This is a genomic window from Chelatococcus albus (genome assembly GCF_030067675.1).
Lineage (GTDB): Bacteria > Pseudomonadota > Alphaproteobacteria > Rhizobiales > Beijerinckiaceae > Chelatococcus_A > Chelatococcus_A albus.
The window spans coordinates 127939-146902 of record NZ_JASJEV010000002.1; the positions used below are offsets into that span (position 1 = coordinate 127939).

An 18964-nucleotide genomic window follows, 5' to 3' on the forward strand; every position below is an offset into this window, starting at 1 on the left:
GGGGTGCCTTGCTCCCGCCGCGGCACGGGCCCGCGCCGCCGGGGTGGCTTCAGGCGAAGGCGGAGAGGATCCTCTCGATCTCGTAGACGGGGTGGGACGTCAGCGTCTTGTCGACCTCCGCCACGACGCGCTCGCTCACCTCCTTGTGGAACGCCTTGCGCAATTCGCCGAGGGTCGTGGGTGGGGCGACGACGACGAGATGCTGGTAACCCTGCCGGTGCGCCGCCTTGTAGAGCGCGTCGGCAACCTCACGGGCGAAGCGGTCCTTGGCGATCTGATGCCAGTCGGTCGCCTCGATGGCGCTCTTGTTGGAGCTCGGTCTGCCCCGATTCATGCGGCCGGGCTGGTCGCTGCCCTGCTCGCGCGAGGCGGGATTGTCCTGCTCCAGCACGTTTTCGACGACGAGATTGGGATAGAGCCAGTCGCCCTTGTTGCGCAGGAACAGCGCCTTCTCGCCATCGCCGACGAACACGAGGGCGTCGGAGTCGAGCCGGATGCGGGTCATCTGTGTCTCCTTCCTGGCTGACGACGGGGGAACAGTCCCGATCCCTGAAGATAGGAAGGCTGCGGGGCTGTTGTTAGTTGGTCATGCCATGCTGGCGTGGCAGCTCCCTTGCTCTGGATCAACGCTCAGGATCGGCCGTTTCCCCGCCGGGAGGGGCCGCCGTCGATGGCGGCGCGCAACGCCGGCTGGCGACGGGATCGCATGGCTCGATCTCAGTGCGACGGGTGGCCGCTGTCCAGCGCCTCGACGAGCCAGTGCAGTTCCGGGTCGCACACCCCCAGGGCGAGGAGATGCTCGTGCGTGTTGCGCACGTATTCCGGGTTGGGGCCGGACCGGCCGATGCCCTGGGCGACGAGCCGGAGGAGATCGGGCCGCGGCAGGCGGCCGGCGTATTGCGGGTGGCGGCGGTCGACGACATAGGCGAGAGCCGGCACGGGCGGGCCCCCGTCCACGGCAGCCTTGACCATGCGCTCGAGATAGACCGACGTCGCCTGCTCGCGGGCCCTCAAATAGGCGATGGTCTCCGCCACCTCGGGCGCGGGCACACGGAAGACGAGGCCGCGGCAGGAGCCGCCCCGGTCGAGGCCGAGGACGAGCCCCGGCCGCTCCGGCGTGCCGCGGTGCACGTGCGAATAGACGCAAAGCGAGCGGTGCACCCCCCGCACGATGGCGCTGTGCTGCTCGATGAAGGGAAAGCCCGGCCGCCACATGAGCGAGCCATAACCGAACACCCAGAGATCGCCCGAATCGCGCGTCATGCGTCGCGGTCCGTCCTCGTGCGCTTCGCCGCTGCTTGTGCGGGCGAGCCGGTACCAGCTAGGACGTGAGGACGCAACGGAGGACCGGCGCCGTGGCCGACATCGAGACAACCGCAAGGACCCGCCGGCACAGCCGCTGGGGCCTCTTCCTGCCGTTCATCCTGCTCGTGCTGATCGCGGCGGGATGGTCGGCCTTCTGGTTCGTGGCGCGGGAGCGCACGACTGCGGCACTCGACCAGTGGGTGGCGCGCGAGGCCGAGCACGGCCGGCGCTGGACCTGCCCGGCGCGCACGGTGGGCGGCTTTCCCTTCCGCTTCGAGCTCACCTGCGACAATCCTTCCTTTTCCGGCACGACGGCGCAGGGGCCTGTCGAAGGGAGCCTGAAGCGCTTCCTCGCCGTGGCGCAGGTCTATCGGCCGAACCACGTCATCGCGGAGGCCGAAGGGCCGCTCGTGGTCCGCGCCGTCGGTGACGGGCGGAGCCTGGAGCTCAACTGGCGCAGCCTCGACGCCAGCATCATCCTGCCCGGCGGGCGCCTGGAGCGCGCCTCGCTGGTCATCGAGGCGCCCGCCCTGCGGGCGACGCTCGCGGCGGACAACGACGCCCTCGTGAGCTTCGCCAGCCGCCTCGAGGCGCATCTGCGCCGCGATCCGGCCCGGCCCGAAGGCGACAAGGCCTATGATGTCGCGGTGTCGCTGAATCAGGCGGTCGTGCCGCCGCTCGACGATTTCCTCGGCTCGAGCGAGGCGGCCGACCTCGACGCGAGGGCGGTCGTGACGCAGGCCGAGGCCTTCGGCGTCAGGCCGCGGGCGGAGGAGCTCGAGGCCTGGCGGCTCGCCGGCGGCCGGCTCGAGCTTTCCTCGGTTACGCTCGTCAAGGGCGCCACGCGGATCGAGGCCAGGGGCACCCTCGGTCTCGACGAGCAGCATCGCCCGAGCGGCCAGGTGGACGCCGCCGTCGCCGGGCTCGACGGGCTTCTCGCTCGCTTCGGAATCAAGGTGCGCGGCGATCTTTCGGGCCTCATCACCGGCGGGCTTGAAAGGCTCGCGGGTCGACAGCCGGCGCCACTGGCCGGAGACGGGGCGGTGAAGGCGGGGCCGAAACTCACGAGCCTGCCGCCGGTCCGCATCGACAACGGCCGCATCACCGTGGGGCCATTCCCCGTTGGCCGCGTGGGGCCGCTCTACTGAGCGGCGCCGAGCGCCGGCGCGGTGGGATCAGGAGGACGCGCGCGGGCGGCCGAAGTCGGGCTCGGCCGTCTCCTGGCCGAGGTCGATGATGCCGCGGCGGATGGCGCGGGTGCGGGTGAAGAGGTCGAACAGCGCCTCGCCGTCGCCCCAGCGGATGGCGCGCTGCAGGGCGGCGAGATCCTCGTTGAAGCGGCCGAGCATCTCGAGCACGGCCTCCTTGTTGTTGAGGAAGACGTCGCGCCACATGGTCGGGTCGGAGGCCGCGATGCGCGTGAAGTCGCGGAAGCCGCCGGCCGAGAACTTGATGACCTCCGACTGCGTCACCTTTTCGAGGTCCGCCGCCGTGCCCACGATGTTGTAGGCGATGAGGTGCGGCACATGGCTCGTGATGGCGAGCACGAGGTCGTGATGCTGCGGCGTCATGATCTCGACGTTGGAGCCGAGCGCCTCCCAGAAGGCGCGCACCGTCGCCACGGCCGCCGCGTCGGTCCCGTTGGGCGGCGTCACGATGCACCAGCGGTTGAGGAACAACGTGGGAAACCCGGCGTCCGGCCCCGAATGCTCGGTGCCCGCCACCGGATGGGCGGGAACGAGATGGACACCGGCCGGCAGATGCGGCGCGACCTGGGCCACCACCGCGCCCTTGACGGAGCCCACGTCCGAGACGATGGCCCCGGCCTTGAGCCCGGGCGCCATGGCCGCCGCCACCTCGCCGCAGACGCCGACGGGCACGCAGAGGATGACGAGGTCGGCGTCGCGTGCAGCCTCTTCGAGGTCGCCGGTCACCGCGTCAGCGAGGCCGAGTTCCTCGACGCGCCGGCGCACCTCGGGCGAGGCGTCGGCCGCCACGACGCTGCCGGCGAGCCCGATGTGACGCACTGCCCGGGCGATGGAGGAGCCGATGAGGCCGATGCCGACGAGGGCGAGCCGCTCGACGAGCGGCACCTGCCGCTTCGGGCCGAGACGGTCAGGCATCGCGGCCGCCCAGGAAATCGGCGAGCGCCTGCACCACGAGGCGGTTGGCCTCCTCCGTGCCCACGGTGAGCCGCAGGCAGTGCGGCAAGCCGTAGGCGGCGACGCCCCGCAGGATGAGGCCGCGCCGGGTGAGGAAGGTGTCCGCATCCCTGGCCGTGCGGCCGGGCGTCTCGGGGAAGTGGATGAGGAGGAAGTTGCCCACGCTCGGCGTCACCGCCAGGCCGAGCGTGGCGATCTCGGCCTGAAGCCAGGGCAGCCAGCGCTCGTTGTGGGCGACGGCGGCGGCGACATGCGCCTCGTCGGCGAGCGCGGCGATGCCGGCCGCCTGTGCCGGGCCGGAGACATTGAAGGGGCCGCGGATGCGGTTGACGGCGTCGGCGACGTGGGCCGGCATGTAGGCCCAGCCGAGGCGCGCGCCGGCAAGCCCGTAGATCTTCGAGAAGGTGCGCGTCATCACGACATTCTCGCTCGTCGCCACGAGCTCGATGCCGGAGGAATAGTCATTGCGGCGCACATATTCGGCATAGGCCGCGTCGATGACGAGGAGCACGTGCGGCGGCAGCGCCGCGTGCAGCCGCTTCACCTCCTCGAAGGGCAGGTAGGTGCCGGTCGGATTGTTCGGGTTCGCCAGGAAGACGATCTTGGTGCGGGGCGTCACCGCGGCGAGGAGCGCGTCCACGCTCGCCGTCAGGTTCGTTTCCCTGGCGACGACCGGCGTGCCGCCGGCGGCCAGCGTCGCAATGCGGTAGACGAGGAAGCCGTGCTCGCAGAAGAGGCCTTCATCGCCAGGACCGATATAGGCATGGGCGAGGAGGCTGAGGATCTCGTCCGAGCCGGCGCTGCAGACGATGCGCGCCGGGTCGAGGCCGAATTTGGCGGCGATGGCCTCGCGCAGGCGCGTGGCCGCGCCGTCGGGGTAGAGCTCGAGTTCGGCCGCGGCGTGCTGCGCCGCTGCGACCGCCTTGGGGCTCGGCCCGAGCGGCGTCTCGTTCGAGGACAGCTTGTAGACCTTCTTCACCCCCGCGGCCGTGCTCTTGCCCGGCACGTAGGCGTCGATGGCGAGGACGCCGGCACGGGGAACGGGGCGGGGCGAGGTGACGCTCGCGACGTCGGCGCTCATGGCGGTCTTTCTCATCCGGATCAGGCGGGAAGGGCGGTGGAGGAGGCTTCGGCGGCCGCCGCGGCCTCGGGCAGGACAAAGCGGGCGGCATGGCTGCCGACCTCGGCGAGGTCGACGCGGCCGACCCCGGCCTCGGCGAGGGCGGCGCCGAGCCTGTCGAGGGGGAGGTCGCCGGGCACGGCGAGGAGGACCGACAGGCCACCGGCGACCCCGGCCGAGCCCAGGACCTCGCCGTCGAGCGCTGCGACGGCCGCCGCCGTGCCCTCGCGCCATCGCTCGACGCGGGCGGCGACGAGCACGATCTCGCGCACGGCAGCCTCCGCGAGTGGCTTCGACACGACGAAGACCGGCGTGCCGGCCGGGTGGTCGGGTCGCTCGATGAAGGGCAGGCGGGCAATGATCTTCGGACGGCCCTCGCCGGCAAGAGCCGCCCACCAGGCGCCCGGCGCCGTGCCCTGGTCGGGGCGGAAGATGCCGAGGTCGCCGGCGGAGGCCGCGACCGCGGCGATGACGGCGGCGGCGCTCTCGTGCGGCACGTAGGGAACCGTGAAGCCGAAGTGGAAGCGCGCGGAATCGCGCATCGGCGCGTCGCCGCCGGACACGTCGGCGTGCACCCGGTAGGGCGCCTGGACAAAGGTGAAGGTGGCGATGATGACGCGCCAGATGCTCTCCGCCGTGTCGAGCGGCAGGATACCGCGGTGGCGCGCGGCGAGCCGGCGCATCATCTCCGCTTCGCGCCCGGGGCGGAAGGCCGAGCCCGATTCCTGCGTGCGCTTGACGGCGATGAGACGGTCGATGATCTCACCACGCTCGATGAGGAGCGCGTGCATCGTCTCGTCGATGCGGTCGATCTCGCGACGCAGGTCGGCGAGGTTCACCGTGGGCGCGGCCTCGGGCATGGCAGGACGGTCCGGAACGTGGATGGCGCCGCAACGGCCCGAGCGGCCGCGGCGGCGGCGAAGGCGCTCTTGTAAAGCGCGGCGACGCGGAAGGCAAAGGCGCCCGCGCATGGGAGCGATGCGATTTGCGGGCCTGCGGCCGCCGCGCCGTCCGGCTGCCCTGCGGCATCGCCCGACCGGGTCCGCCCGCGTGCCGACGCCGTTGACTCGCCGCCGCTCCTGTCCCTACTGAATGGGTTCGGTATATCGAACGTCACGAGCGTCACGCAAAACGCATCCGCTCCGGAGCCGCAGAGCCAATGCCGACCGGCGCCGCCACCGCCATCGTCCCGTCCTCGCAGGTCGACGACCCGGCGAGCCCCGTGGTGCGCTTCGGGTGGGACCGGCCGCTGGTGCTCGATTCCGGGGCCCGGCTCGCGCCCTGGCAGATCGCCTACCAGACCTACGGCACGTTGAACGCCGCGCGCAGCAATGCCCTGCTCGTCTGCCATGCGCTCACCGGCGACCAGCACGTGGCCAACACCCATCCGGTGACGGGCAAGCCCGGGTGGTGGGAGACGCTGGTGGGGCCCGGCAAGCCCCTGGACACCGAACGCTTCTTCATCATCTGTTCCAACGTCGTCGGCGGCTGCCTCGGCACCACGGGGCCCGCCTCGGTCAATCCGCAGACGGGCAGGCCCTGGGGCATCGACTTTCCCCTCGTCACCATCCGCGACATGGTGCGGGCGCAGGCGATGCTCCTCGACCATCTTGGCATCGACACGCTGTTCTGCGTCGCCGGCGGCTCGATGGGCGGCATGCAGGTGCTGCAATGGGCGGCGAGCTATCCCGAGCGCGTCTTCGCCGCTGTGCCGATCGCCACCGCGGCGATCCATTCGGCGCAGAACATCGCCTTCCACGAGGTTGGCCGGCAGGCGGTGATGGCCGACCCGGACTGGCACGGCGGGCGCTACCTCGAGGCGGGGGTGAAGCCCGCAAAGGGGCTCGCGGTGGCGCGCATGGGCGCGCACATCACCTACCTGTCGGAGGCGGCGCTGCACCGCAAGTTCGGGCGTCGCCTGCAGGACCGCGACGCGCCGACCTTTTCCTTCGACGCCGACTTCCAGGTAGAGAGCTACCTGCGCTACCAGGGCGAAGCCTTCGTCGAACGTTTCGACGCCAACAGCTATCTCTACGTGACGCGGGCGATGGACTATTTCGATCTCGCCGCCGACTACGGCGGGGTGCTTGCCAACGCCTTCCGCGGCACGCGCACGCGCTTCTGCGTTGCCTCCTTCACCTCCGACTGGCTGTTTCCGACCTCCGATTCCCGCAGTCTCGTGCACGCGCTCAACGCTGCCGGCGCCTCGGTGAGCTTCGTCGAGATCGAGAGCGACAAGGGGCATGACGCCTTTCTCCTCGACGAGCCGGTGCTGTCCGCGACGGTGCGCGGGTTCATCGACGCCGCCGCGAGGGCCCGGGGCCTGTGAGGGAGCCGATGCCGACCGACCCGCGCAGCCTGGCCGGAGCCCTGAGCTCTCCGGCCGCGACCCGCATCGATCTCCTCTTCGTTGCCGATCTGGTGGAGCCCGGCGCCCGCGTGCTCGACGTCGGCTGCGGCGACGGCGCGCTCCTGCAGCTCCTGGCCGAGCGGCGCGGTGTCGACGGGCGCGGCATCGAACTGTCGCGCGAAGGGGTGAGCCAATGCGTCGCCCGCGGCCTCTCCGTCATCCAGGGGGACGCCGACATCGACCTCGCGGACTATCCGGACGATGCCTTCGACTATGTCATTCTGTCGCAGACCATCCAGGCCATGCGTCGCCCGCGCGTCGTGCTGGAGCACATGCTGCGCATCGGGCGGCGCGCCATCGTGTCCTTCCCGAACTTCGGCCACTGGCGCATCCGCCTGGAACTGGCGTTGAAGGGCCGCATGCCGGTGACCGAGAACCTGCCCTATTCCTGGTACGACACGCCCAACATCCACTTCTGCACCATCCGCGACTTCGTCGCCCTGTGCGACGGGGTGGGCGCGCGCATGGAACGGGCGGTGGCGTTCGATTCCGGCGGGCAGCCGGTGCGCGTCAGCGTGCCCTGGTGGGTGTGGAACCTCTTCGGTGAGCAGGCGGTCTTCCTCCTGCGACGCAATTGAGCGCGGCCGTTACGGGCAGAGAAGCTGTTTGCGAGGGCATTGGCGGCCTGCCATGAACGACAACTCGCTTGTCCTGACAGCGGACATGTCCCGCAACGACGCGTTGCGGCGGCTCCGCCGTGCCTTCGCTGCGGCCGGCATCGACACGCCGGGCCTCGATGCCCGCATCCTCCTTGCCGATACGCTCGGGCTCCCGGCCGCAGCGCTCGTCACCGAGGGCGAGCAGCCGATCGGCGCCGACGGGGCCGCCCGGCTGGCCGAGCGGGCACGCCGGCGCCTCGCGCGTGAACCGGTGGCGCGCATCCTCGGCGAGCATGAGTTCTGGGGCCTTTCCTTCCGGTTGTCGCCGGCGACGCTGGTGCCGCGGCCCGATACGGAGACGCTCGTTGCCGCCGTACTCGAGCGCCTGCGCCGTCAGCGGCGCACGGGTGCCCGGCTGCGGCTGCTCGACCTCGGCACGGGCACCGGCTGCATCCTCGTCGCGCTGCTCAGCGAGCTGCCGGCGGCGGTCGGCATCGGCGTCGACCGTTCGGTGGAGGCGGCGTTGACCGCCCGCGGCAACGCCGCCCGCAACGGCGTCGGCGCGCGGGCACTGTTCCTCGTCGGCGACTGGGGGGAGCCGCTCGCCGGCGGCTTCGACGTTGTCGTCTCGAACCCGCCCTATATCGAGAGTGCCGCCATCGCGGACCTCGACGCCGAGGTGCGTGAGCACGATCCAAGGCTTGCCCTCGACGGCGGGGCGGATGGCCTTGCCGCCTATCGGGCCATCGCGGCCGATCTGCCCCGCCTCCTGGCCCCGGGCGGCATCGCGGCGCTCGAGGTCGGGCTCGGGCAAGACCTAGCGGTTGCGGCGCTTCTGGCCGGGGCGGGGCTCGGCGAAGGGGCCGCGATCGCCGACCTCTCCGGCGTTCCCCGGGTGGTGGTCGGGCAAAAGGCACATTGAGTCGCAGGAAGCCGCCGGCCGCCGGTGCAAAAATGGCTTGGCGGACGGGCGCAAAGCGGTTAGTGTCCGCCTAGACATCGCGCTCGGCGACGCAAGGACGAAGGGTCATCAAGCCCCGTCGTGATCGCGAAATGACCTCCGGGTTTAGCGCGAATTTTGTGAGTCTTCGGTGTGCCGGGTCGTGAGCGGTCCGGCTGGAGCGTCGGACGACGGGGCGACGAAGTCCGACGCGGCCGAACAGTGTCCAGAGAGCACAGGGCTTGGGTGCTCACGGCCCTCAACGCTCGTGGCCCTGGGAGCGGCATCCGCGGTTGCATGGCGAGGATGGCGGGCGAACCTCGATGGATTCGGCATGCGTGCCGGATGGTCCGGACGATCCGTGGATGCGGCGTCCGATCGAGCGCGACCGTGGACGTGCAGAGTAAGCAAGACCTCCAAAGAGACAGTCGATGAGACCAGGTCAGAACAGGCGCATGCGGGGACGCAACCGCAAGGGTCCCAATCCGCTGACGCGGAGCTACGAGTCGAACGGTCCCGACGTGAAGATCCGCGGGACGGCCCAGCACATCGCCGAGAAATACAGCCAGCTCGCGCGCGATGCCCAGGCGTCCGGCGATCCGATCGCCGCCGAGAACTATTTCCAGCACGCCGAGCACTACTTCCGCATCATCGCCGCGGCCCAGGCCCAGTTCCAGCAGACCTACGGCGGTGGGCAGCGCCCCTTCGACGAGGAGCGCGAGGAGGGCGAGAGCGAGGAGGCGGCGACCTACGGCTACGGCCAGCCGCAGCCGGCGGTCTACGAGCTCGGCGCGCCGCAGCCGGATGTGCGGGGCGGCCAGGGCTTTGCCCAGGGCGAGGACGAGGGCTTCGTCCCGCGCCAGGAGCAACGGCAGGAGCCGCGCCAGGATTATCAGCGCGAGCCGCGCGGCGGCGACCGCAACTTCGGCGATCGGCCCTATCAGGAGCGGCAGGGCCGGGCCTTCCAGGAGCGGGGCGAGCGCAGGCCGTTCCACGATCGCCAGGACCGGCCCGAGCGCCCCGAGCGCCGCGAGCGCTTCCGCAACGGTGAGCGGCGCCAGCAGCAGGGCGGCTTCCAGCCGACGGCTGCGGCCGAGGGCTCGGAGGAGGCCGCGCAGGCGGCTCTGCCGGCCTTCCTGACCACGCCGGTACGCACGCCGATCGCGGTCGACAACGCGCCTGAGCCCGCTGAGGTGCCGGCGACGGTCGCCGCGCCCGCGGTCGAGGAGGCGGAGGCGACGCCGCGTCCGCGCCGTCGCCGTACCACGCGCACGCGTGCAGCCACCGCCGAGAACGGCGACAGCCCGGCGGTCGACGCGGGTGTGCCGGCCGGCGAGTGAGCGGCCGCGCCCGTGTTGGTGTCGATCCTCGCGAAGGGAGGGCCTCGAGCCCTCCTTTTTCATTTCGGAGAGGGCTCGTGCCCTCGCTCGCTGCGTCCTGCCTCCCCGTATCGCGGCCATGCTGAGGCACTTCGCCGCCATGCGCGGTGGAACCGGCGGCCCCTTGTTGTTGCGCCCATGCCACACCTACATACGGTCGACGCGACCGCCTGAGGGGGGCCGCGTTGCGGCGAAGTCCGCTTGTCGTGGGGAGCGCGGTCCGGGCATGGTTTCGACGGACAGCGCGGCCTCGAGGAGGATCGCATGAACATCGAGAAATATTCCGACCGCTCCAAGGGTTTTCTTCAGTCGGCCCAGACGCTCGCCCTGCGGGAGGGCCACCAGCAGTTCACTCCCGAACATCTCCTGAAGGTCCTTCTCGAGGACCCGGAAGGCCTCGCCGCCGGGCTCGTCGAGCGCGCCGGCGGCCAGTCGCGCCTTGCCCTCCAGCTTACCAACCAGGCGCTTGCCAAGCTGCCCAAGGTTGCGGGCGGCGGCGCCGGCCAGCTCTATCTCACGCCGGGTCTCGCCCGGGTCTTCGACACCGCGGAGAAGGCCGCCGACAAGGCGGGTGACTCCTTCGTCACCGTCGAGCGCCTGCTCATCGCGCTCGCCATCGAGAAGGACAGCGAGGCCGGCAAGGCGCTCGCCAAGGCGGGCGTCACGCCCCAGGCGCTCAACGCCGCCGTCGAGGCCCTGCGCAAGGGGCGCACGGCCGACAACGCATCGGCCGAGAACGCCTATGACGCGCTGAAGAAATATGCCCGCGACCTGACGCAGGCGGTGCGCGAGGGCAAGATCGACCCGGTCATCGGCCGCGACGAGGAGATCCGCCGCACGATCCAGGTGCTGTCGCGCCGCACCAAGAACAACCCCGTGCTCATCGGCGAGCCCGGCGTCGGCAAGACGGCCATCGTCGAGGGGCTGGCCAAGCGCATCGTCGACGGCGACGTGCCCGAGAGCCTCAAGGACAAGCGGCTGCTCGCTCTCGACATGGGCGCGCTCATCGCCGGTGCAAAGTATCGCGGCGAGTTCGAGGAGCGGCTGAAGGCCGTGCTGCAGGAGGTGACGGCGGCGGAGGGCGGCATCATCCTGTTCATCGACGAGATGCACACCCTGGTCGGCGCCGGCAAGGCGGAGGGGGCGATGGACGCCTCGAACCTGCTGAAGCCCGCGCTCGCCCGCGGCGAGCTGCACTGCGTCGGCGCCACCACGCTCGACGAGTACCGCAAGCACGTGGAGAAGGATGCGGCGCTCGCCCGCCGCTTCCAGCCGGTCTTCGTCGCCGAGCCGACGGTGGAAGACACCGTCTCGATCCTGCGCGGCCTCAAGGAGAAGTACGAGCAGCACCACGGCGTGCGCATCCAGGATGCTGCCCTCGTCGCTGCCGCCACCCTGTCGAACCGCTACATCACCGACCGCTTCCTGCCCGACAAGGCGATCGACCTCGTCGACGAGGCCTCCGCGCGGCTCAGGATGCAGGTCGATTCCAAGCCGGAGGAGCTCGACACGCTCGACCGCGAGATCGTGCGCCTCAAGATCGAGGCCGAGGCGCTCAAGAAGGAGACGGACGCCGCCTCGAAGGACCGTCTCGTCAAGCTGGAGAAGGAACTCGCGGGCCTCGAGGAGCGCTCGGCCGCGCTCACGGCCAAGTGGCAGTCCGAGAAGGACAAGCTCGGCCGCGCTGCCGAGCTCAAGCGCCGGCTCGACGAGGCGCGCACCGAACTCGCCAATGCCCAGCGGCGCGGCGAGTACCAGCGCGCCGGCGAGCTCACCTACGGCATCATCCCGGGGCTCGAGAAAGAGCTCGGCGAGATCGAGGCCAAGGGCGACGGTGCCGCCGTGGTGCAGGAGGCGGTGACGCCCGACAACATCGCCCAGGTGGTGTCGCGCTGGACGGGCGTGCCCGTCGACAAGATGCTGGAGGGCGAGCGCGAGAAGCTCCTCAAGATGGAGGAGGCGCTGGCGAAGCGCGTGGTCGGCCAGCGCGAGGCGGTGGAGGCGGTGTCGACCGCCGTGCGCCGCGCCCGTGCCGGCCTGCAGGACCCGAACCGGCCGATCGGCTCCTTCATGTTCCTCGGGCCCACCGGCGTCGGCAAGACGGAGCTCACGAAGGCGCTCGCCGCCTTTCTCTTCGACGACGAGACGGCGATGGTGCGCCTCGACATGTCGGAATACATGGAGAAGCACTCCGTCGCTCGCCTCATCGGCGCACCGCCCGGCTATGTCGGCTACGAGGAGGGTGGGGCGCTCACGGAGGCGGTGCGGCGAAGGCCCTACCAGGTCGTGCTCTTCGACGAGATCGAGAAGGCGCATCCGGACGTGTTCAACGTCCTCCTGCAGGTGCTCGACGACGGGCGCCTGACGGACGGGCAGGGCCGCACCGTCGACTTCCGCAACACCCTCGTCATCATGACCTCGAACCTCGGCGCCGAGTATCTCGTCGCCCAGAAGGCGGGGGAGGATTCCGATGCCGTGCGCGAGGAGGTGATGAGCGTCGTGCGCGCCCATTTCCGCCCCGAGTTCCTGAATCGCGTGGACGAGATCATCCTCTTCCACCGTCTCCGGAAGGAGCAGATGGGCGCGATCGTCGACATCCAGCTCGCCCGTCTCGCCAGGCTCCTGGAAGACCGCAAGATCACGCTCGCCCTCGACGGGGAGGCGCGCGAGTGGCTCGCCGAGAAGGGCTACGATCCCGCCTACGGGGCGCGGCCGCTCAAGCGCGTCATCCAGAAGAACGTGCAGGATCCGCTCGCCGAGATGATCCTTGCCGGCAAGATCAAGGACGGCGAGACCGTGCCCGTCACGGTCGGGCCGGCGAGCCTCATGATCGGCGACGTCACGGTCGGAGCCGAGAAGCGGCCGGTCGGCGCGACGCTCAACTGATGCGGCCGGCTCCCCGAAGGGGGAAAAGGGGCGCGTGACCGCCGTCGCGGCTGGTAGATGGCGCGCAGCGCGTCTTCCGCGTGAACCGCCCCCCGTCACCCCGGAAGCCGCTCACGCGGCTTCCGGGGTGACGGGGGATGGTTTTCGCGCTGACACGGTTGCGACATGAAGGGGGGCGGTGCGCGGCCCCTGACCTGGACGCTCGACTTGGGCGCCGACTGGCGCGAAAGCACCGCCTCAGGCGCCCTCGGTCGCGAGCAGTGCAGCCTGGTGCTCCGTGATCAGGGCGTCGACGATCTCGTCGAGTGCCTCGCCCGCCATCACCTCCTCGAGCTTGTAGAGGGTCAGGTTGATGCGGTGGTCGGTAACGCGCCCCTGCGGAAAGTTGTAGGTGCGGATGCGCTCGGAGCGGTCGCCGGAGCCGACCTGGGCGCGCCGGTCGGCGGCGCGGGCGGCATCCTTGCGCTGGCGCTCGGCGTCGTAGAGGCGCGAGCGCAGGACGGCCATCGCCTTCGCCCGGTTGCGGTGCTGCGAGCGCTCCTCCTGCACGACGACGACGATGCCGGAGGGGATGTGCGTGATGCGCACGGCCGATTCGGTCTTGTTGACGTGCTGGCCGCCGGCACCGCCGGCGCGCATGGTGTCAATCCGCAGCTCGCTCTCGTCGATGGCGACGTCGACGTCTTCGGCTTCCGGCAGCACGGCCACTGTCGCCGCCGAGGTGTGGATGCGGCCCGAGGCCTCAGTGTCCGGCACCCGCTGCACGCGGTGGACGCCCGATTCGAACTTCAGCCGCGCGAAGACCCCCCGGCCCGAGATCTGGGCGACGATCTCCTTGTAGCCGCCGACCGTGCCTTCGCTCGCCGACAGGATCTCGACCTTCCAGCCCTTGAGGTCGGCGTAGCGGGCATACATGCGGAAGAGGTCACCGGCGAAGAGGGCGGCCTCGTCGCCGCCCGTGCCGGCGCGCACCTCGACGATGGCGCTCTTCTCGTCGGCTGCATCCTTGGGCAGGAGCATGAGGCGCACCGCCTGGCCGAGGCGCGCCACCTCCTCCTCGGCCACCGGCAGCTCCTCCTCGGCGAGTGCCCGCATCTGCGAATCCGTCGCCGGGTCGGCGAGGAGGCCATTGAGATCGGCAAGATTCTTCTCGGCGTGGCGGAACTCGCGGATCGCGGCGACGAGGGGATCGAGCTCGGCGAGCTCGCGCGACAGGGTCACGTAGGTGTCGGCATCGGGGCCGGCGGCGAGCCGCGCCGTGATGATCTCGTGCCGGTCGATGATGGCGGCGAGGCGCTCGGCAGGCGGGTTGTGGGCGGTCATCGTCATGGTTCGGCGACCTGGTCATGCGACAGGAAGGCGGTCGGGCCGGGCCGGACCGCCCCGCCGACCCCGCTCGCGCGGTGATCGGCTGCGGGTTTCGATGGGTCCGCACGCGCAGGCGACGTGCGGACCTGGGGGCGATCCCGCCGGAACGGGACCTATTCTAAACCGGAATGCCGTGGGCCGAGGCGAAGGCGGCGAGCGCCTGCCGCAGGCTGCCGTGATGGCTGCCGTCGGCGAGGAGCCGCTCGAGCTCGGCCGCCACCGCGCCGACGTCGGCCTTGAGCAGCATGGCCTTCACCGGCCCGACAGCGGCCGGCGACATGGACAGCGACCGGAAACCGAGCCCGATGAGCGCAAGCGCCTCGAGGGGCTTGCCACCCATCTCGCCGCAGACGGTGGCCGGGCATCCCGCCGCCTTCGCCCGGTCGGCGATGGTCTTGAGCGCCCGCAGCCCGGGCGCGCTCAGGGGATCGAAGCGGTGAGCGACCTGCCGGTTCTCCCGGTCGGCGGCGAAGAGGAACTGCATCAGGTCGTTCGAGCCGACGGACAGGAAGTCGGCGCGCGCAGCGATCTCGTCGATCTGGAAGAGGAGCGAGGGCACCTCCACCATGACGCCGAGGGCGAGATCCTCCGGCACGGAGTAGCCGTGCTTGACGAGATGCGCCCGCTCGCGCTCGACGATGGCCTTCGCCCGCTCGAACTCGTCGACGGTCGCCACCATCGGGAACATGATCTTGAGCCTGCGCCCGGCGCTCGCCTTGAGGAGCGCGCGGACCTGCGAGCGCAGGAGGCCCGGCCGGTCGAGGCCGATGCGGATCGCGCGCCAGCCGAGCGCGGGGTTCTCCTCCTCGACCTTCTGCATGTAGGGCAGCACCTTGTCGCCGCCGATGTCGAGGGTGCGGAAGGTGACGTCGTGGCCGTTGGCGGCGGCCAGAACCTGGGCGTAGAGCGCCTGCTGCTCGCCGGTGGTCGGCATGCGCTCGGCGATCATGAACTGCAATTCGGTGCGGAACAGGCCGATGCCCTCCGCTCCGGTCTCCTCGAGATGCGGCAGATCGACCAGAAGCCCCGCGTTGATGTGCAGGGCGATCCTCTCGCCGTCCTTGGTGACGCTCGGGACGTCGCGCAGCCGGCGGTACTGCGCCTGCCGGCGGGCGCGCAGGCGGGCCTTCTCGGCATAGGCCGCCTCGACGTCGGGCGCCGGGCGGATCTGTACCTCGCCCATGGCGCCGTCGACGATGATGGCGTCGCCGGGCTCGACGAGGCTCGTGATGTTCTCGACTTCGCCGACCGCCGGGATGCCGAGGGCGCGCGCGACGATGGCGATGTGGCTCGTCGGCCCGCCTTCCTCCAGCACGACGCCGCGCAGGCGCGAGCGGTCGTAGTCGAGGAGGGCGGCCGGCCCCATGGAGCGGGCCACGAGGATCGCGTTGTCCGGCAGGTCCTCCCGGGCGGCGCCGAAATGTGCGCCGGCCAGGGTGTGCAGGAGGCGGTTGGCGAGATCTTCGAGGTCGTGCAGTCGCTCGCGCAGATAGGGGTCGGTCTGGCGCAGGAGCTTGGCGCGCGTGTCGGACTGCACGCGCTCCACGGCCGCCTCCGCCGTGAGGCCGGTCATGACCGCCTCCCGGATGCGGCGGATCCAGCCCTGGTCGTTGGCGAACATGCGCACGGTCTCGAGCACGTCCCGGTGTTCGCCGTGGTGGGCCACGTCGCCGCGCTCGACGAGCTTGTCGATCGCCGCCCGCATCGCCTCGATGGCGCGTTCGAGGCGTCCGATTTCGCGGTTGACGTCCTCGGCGATGAGGTCCTTCACCACGATGCGCGGCTCGTGCAGGACGACATGGCCGAGCCCCACCCCGTCGGCCAGCGCCACGCCACGCTGGTGCAGGGCGCGGCGGATGGCTATGTCCGCCCCGGGGGGGGCGAGCGCCTGCAGCTCGCCCGAGGCGATCATCTCGGCGATGACCATCGCCGTCGTCTGCAGCGCTTCGATCTCCTCCTCGCTGTAGGAGCGGTGCGCCTTGTTCTGCACGACGAGCACGCCGAGCGTGTTGCCGGCGCGCAGGATGGGGACGCCGAGGAAGGCGTGGTAGATCTCCTCGCCCGTCTCCGGCTTGTAGGAGAAGGCCGGATGCGTCTGGGCATCGGAGAGCGCCAGCGGTTCGGCCTCGCGGGCGATGAGGCCGACGAGGCCCTCGCCGGCGCGCATGGTGGTGAGGTGGACGGCCTCGCGCTTCAGGCCTTCCGTGGCATAGAGCTCAAGCGTCCCGTCGGCGCGCAGCACGTAGACCGAGCAGACCTCGGCCACCATGTTGGCGGCGATCAGGACGACGATCTTGTCGAGTCTCTCCTGCGCGCTGACCGGCTCCGCCATGACCTCACGGAGGCGGCGCAACAGAACGCGCGGGCCACCCAGAGCGCCTCGCATCAGCCGGTTCCCGTGCTGCGGCCCGCCGCGCGGGGCGGACCGACGAAGGCTGGGACGAGGAGCCGGCGAACCCGTTCCGCCGACCCCGCCACACAGTCATGAAGCCCGTATAGCGAAGGACTTGCCGCGACCGCAAGCCGTCGAAACAACGACGTTCCGCCGCTGGCTGATCCCTGCGGCGGAACCGTGCCCGGCCGCCGCCTCACGCCGCCTTGTCGAGGCCGTAGAGCGAGTGCAGCGTGCGCACCGCGAGTTCCGTATAGGCCGCGTCGATGAGGAGCGAGAACTTGATCTCCGAGGTGGTGATGGCGCGGATGTTGATGCCCTTCTCGGCCAGGGCCCGGAAGGCGCGGGCGGCGACGCCGGCGTGGCTGCGCATGCCGACACCGATCGCCGAGATCTTCACGACATCGGTCGCGCCCTGCAGCGAGGCGTAGCCGATCCTGTCGCGCACGCCCTCGAGAATCGTCTTGGCCCGCTCGTAGTCGGCGGTGGGCACGGTGAAGGTGATGTCGGTCGTCACCGTGTCGTCGGACACGACCTGGATGATCATGTCGACATTGATGCTGGCGTCCGCCAGGGGCCCGAAGATGGCGGCGGCCACGCCCGGCTTGTCGGCGACGCGGCGGAGCGTGATCTGAGCTTCGTCCTTGGAGTAGGCGATGCCGGTGATGATCTGCTGTTCCACGATGTCTTCCTCGTCGCAGATGAGGGTGCCGGGCTTCGGATCGGCCGGATCGTCGAAGCTCGAGCGCACGAAGGTCTTCACGTTGTGGATCATGGCAAGCTCGACCGAGCGGACCTGCAGCACCTTGGCGCCGAGGGAGGCCATCTCCAGCATCTCCTCGAAGGAGACGCGGTCGAGGCGGCGCGCCTGCGGCACGATGCGCGGATCGGTCGTGTAGACGCCGTCGACATCCGTGTAGATGTCGCAGCGGTCGGCCTGGATGGCCGCGGCGAGCGCCACTGCGCTCGTGTCAGAGCCGCCGCGGCCGAGCGTCGAGATGCGCCCCGTCGGTCTGTGGATGCCCTGGAAGCCGGAGACGACGGCGACCTCGCCGCGCTCGTTGAAATGCTGGATGATCTTCGAGCCGTCGATGCCGGTGATGCGCGCGGCGCCGTGCGCCCCGTCGGTCTCGATCGGGATCTGCCAGCCCTGCCAGGAGCGGGCCGGAATGCCCATGTCCTGCAACGTGATGGCGAGGAGGCCCGAGGTGACCTGCTCCCCCGAAGCGACCACCGTGTCATACTCGCGGGCGTCGTGCAGGACGGAGGCGTCGCGGCACCAGCCGACGAGCTCGTTGGTCTTGCCCGACATGGCCGAGACGACGACGGCCACCTCGTGGCCCGCGTCGATCTCGCGTTTGACGTGCCGGGCCACGTTGCGGATGCGTTCGATATTGGCGACGGACGTGCCGCCGAACTTCATCACCAGACGGGCCATGGCAGGATCAATCTCGGGCTCGACGGAGAGCGAGGGCTGGAGGCTCAGGAAGCCCCTCGCGACGATACGGGCGGCGCCCGCCGCGCAAAAGGCGCGTATAGATGACGGCGACGCCCGACTCTGTCAACGCGACGGAGGGTGGCGGCGCGGGGTTCGAGGAGGACGACATGCAGGCGAGCGCGGCGGACGACGGAACGCGGGGCGGCCGCAGCTCCGTGGATGCGGAGGAGGTGGCGCGCTTCGAGGCCATGGCCGGGACATGGTGGGACCCGAAGGGGCCGATGCGCGTCCTGCACCGCTTCAATCCGGTGCGCCTCGCCTATATCCGTGATGCCGCGGCCGCGCACTTCGGCCGCGACGCGCGGTCGGCGGCGCCGCTCGACGGCCTGACCCTTCTCGACGTCGGCTGCGGCGGCGGCGTCCTGTCCGAGCCCATGGCGCGGCTCGGCGCGCGGGTCACCGGGCTCGATCCCGCGGCCGGCAACGTCGCGGTCGCGCGCCTGCACGCCGAGCGCGGCGGGCTTTCCATCGATTACCGCCAGGAGACCGTCGAGAGCCTCGCCGCCCGCGGCGAGGGCTTCGACGTCGTGCTCGCCATGGAGGTGGTGGAGCACGTGGCCGACGTGCAGGCCTTCGTCGACGCCCTCTGCTCCGTAACGAAGCCCGGTGGCCTCCTCGTGATGGCGACCATCAACCGCACGCTGAAATCCTACGCGCTCGCCATCGTTGGCGCAGAATACCTGCTGCGCTGGCTGCCCAAGGGCACGCACGACTGGGATAAGTTCGTCACCCCCGACGAGCTCACCGACGCGATCGAGGCGAACGGGCTTGCCGTCGTCAACCGCACCGGTGTCGTCTACAGCCCGTTCCGCGACGAATGGAGCGCCTCGCGCGACACGGACGTCAACTACATGCTGACGGCGGCGAAGCCGATGGCGTGAACGGGATTCCAGGGAGCGCCGGGC

15 protein-coding genes are annotated in these 18964 nt (G+C 70.7%); 7 read left to right on the forward strand and 8 right to left on the reverse strand.

What is annotated here, in order from left to right; translation table 11 throughout:
* Nucleotides 1–49 precede the first annotated feature (49 nt).
* Nucleotides 50–505, reverse strand: a complete 456-nt coding sequence (locus tag QNA08_RS04195) for a host attachment family protein (RefSeq protein ID WP_283739431.1) — start codon at nt 503–505, stop codon at nt 50–52.
* A gap of 212 nt (nt 506–717) precedes the next feature.
* Nucleotides 718–1263 (reverse strand): gamma-glutamylcyclotransferase, encoded by a 546-nt coding sequence (locus QNA08_RS04200; protein WP_283739432.1) that lies wholly within the window; start codon nt 1261–1263, stop codon nt 718–720.
* A 92-nt stretch (nt 1264–1355) separates the two neighbouring features.
* Between QNA08_RS04200 and QNA08_RS04205 the strand changes: the two genes are divergently transcribed.
* Entirely contained in the window at nt 1356–2453 is a 1098-nt protein-coding gene (locus QNA08_RS04205; RefSeq protein WP_283739433.1) for a DUF2125 domain-containing protein, read from the forward strand.
* 27 nt (nt 2454–2480) lie between these two features.
* Here QNA08_RS04205 and QNA08_RS04210 read toward each other — a convergent pair whose 3' ends face one another.
* From QNA08_RS04210 to QNA08_RS04220, 3 genes are read right to left on the reverse strand one after another with little or no spacing between them, the layout of a single operon-like run.
* On the reverse strand, nt 2481–3428 hold the full coding sequence (locus tag QNA08_RS04210) for a prephenate/arogenate dehydrogenase family protein (protein ID WP_283739434.1): 948 nt from the start codon (nt 3426–3428) through the stop codon (nt 2481–2483).
* The gene (gene hisC, locus QNA08_RS04215; RefSeq protein ID WP_283739435.1) at nt 3421–4548 is read right to left on the reverse strand and encodes a histidinol-phosphate transaminase; all 1128 of its coding nucleotides are present in this window, start codon (nt 4546–4548) and stop codon (nt 3421–3423) included. The genes QNA08_RS04210 and hisC overlap by 8 nt, the downstream gene beginning before the upstream one ends.
* 20 nt (nt 4549–4568) lie before the next feature.
* Complete coding sequence (locus QNA08_RS04220) at nt 4569–5447, reverse strand: chorismate mutase (protein ID WP_283739436.1); 879 nt, start codon at nt 5445–5447, stop codon at nt 4569–4571.
* A gap of 299 nt (nt 5448–5746) precedes the next feature.
* Here QNA08_RS04220 and metX point away from each other — a divergent pair, with 299 nt between their 5' ends.
* The 5 genes from metX (at nt 5747) to clpB (ending at nt 12801) form a co-directional block, all read left to right on the forward strand.
* Nucleotides 5747–6916 (forward strand): homoserine O-acetyltransferase MetX, encoded by a 1170-nt coding sequence (metX, locus tag QNA08_RS04225; protein ID WP_283739437.1) that lies wholly within the window; start codon nt 5747–5749, stop codon nt 6914–6916.
* Nucleotides 6917–6924: 8 nt separating this feature from the next.
* On the forward strand, nt 6925–7575 hold the full coding sequence (gene metW / locus QNA08_RS04230) for a methionine biosynthesis protein MetW (protein WP_283739438.1): 651 nt from the start codon (nt 6925–6927) through the stop codon (nt 7573–7575).
* An 85-nt stretch (nt 7576–7660) separates the two neighbouring features.
* A complete protein-coding gene (gene prmC, locus QNA08_RS04235; protein WP_283739439.1) occupies nt 7661–8518 on the forward strand; it encodes a peptide chain release factor N(5)-glutamine methyltransferase in 858 nt (285 codons plus the stop codon).
* A gap of 473 nt (nt 8519–8991) precedes the next feature.
* Complete coding sequence (locus QNA08_RS04240; RefSeq protein ID WP_283739440.1) at nt 8992–9876, forward strand: DUF4167 domain-containing protein; 885 nt, start codon at nt 8992–8994, stop codon at nt 9874–9876.
* Between the two features lie 303 nt (nt 9877–10179).
* Nucleotides 10180–12801 (forward strand): ATP-dependent chaperone ClpB, encoded by a 2622-nt coding sequence (gene clpB, locus QNA08_RS04245; RefSeq protein ID WP_283739441.1) that lies wholly within the window; start codon nt 10180–10182, stop codon nt 12799–12801.
* Between the two features lie 237 nt (nt 12802–13038).
* On the opposite strand, the gene prfA is transcribed toward clpB, so the two are convergent.
* From prfA to QNA08_RS04260, 3 genes are all read right to left on the reverse strand, one after another.
* Nucleotides 13039–14124, reverse strand: coding sequence for a peptide chain release factor 1 (gene prfA / locus QNA08_RS04250; RefSeq protein ID WP_283739700.1), 1086 nt, complete (start codon nt 14122–14124; stop codon nt 13039–13041).
* A 163-nt stretch (nt 14125–14287) separates the two neighbouring features.
* A complete protein-coding gene (gene ptsP / locus QNA08_RS04255) occupies nt 14288–16555 on the reverse strand; it encodes a phosphoenolpyruvate--protein phosphotransferase (RefSeq protein WP_283739442.1) in 2268 nt (755 codons plus the stop codon).
* Between the two features lie 202 nt (nt 16556–16757).
* Nucleotides 16758–17999, reverse strand: coding sequence for an aspartate kinase (locus QNA08_RS04260; protein WP_283739443.1), 1242 nt, complete (start codon nt 17997–17999; stop codon nt 16758–16760).
* A gap of 167 nt (nt 18000–18166) precedes the next feature.
* Between QNA08_RS04260 and ubiG the strand changes: the two genes are divergently transcribed.
* Nucleotides 18167–18940 (forward strand): bifunctional 2-polyprenyl-6-hydroxyphenol methylase/3-demethylubiquinol 3-O-methyltransferase UbiG, encoded by a 774-nt coding sequence (gene ubiG / locus QNA08_RS04265; RefSeq protein ID WP_283739701.1) that lies wholly within the window; start codon nt 18167–18169, stop codon nt 18938–18940.
* Nucleotides 18941–18964: the final 24 nt, after the last annotated feature.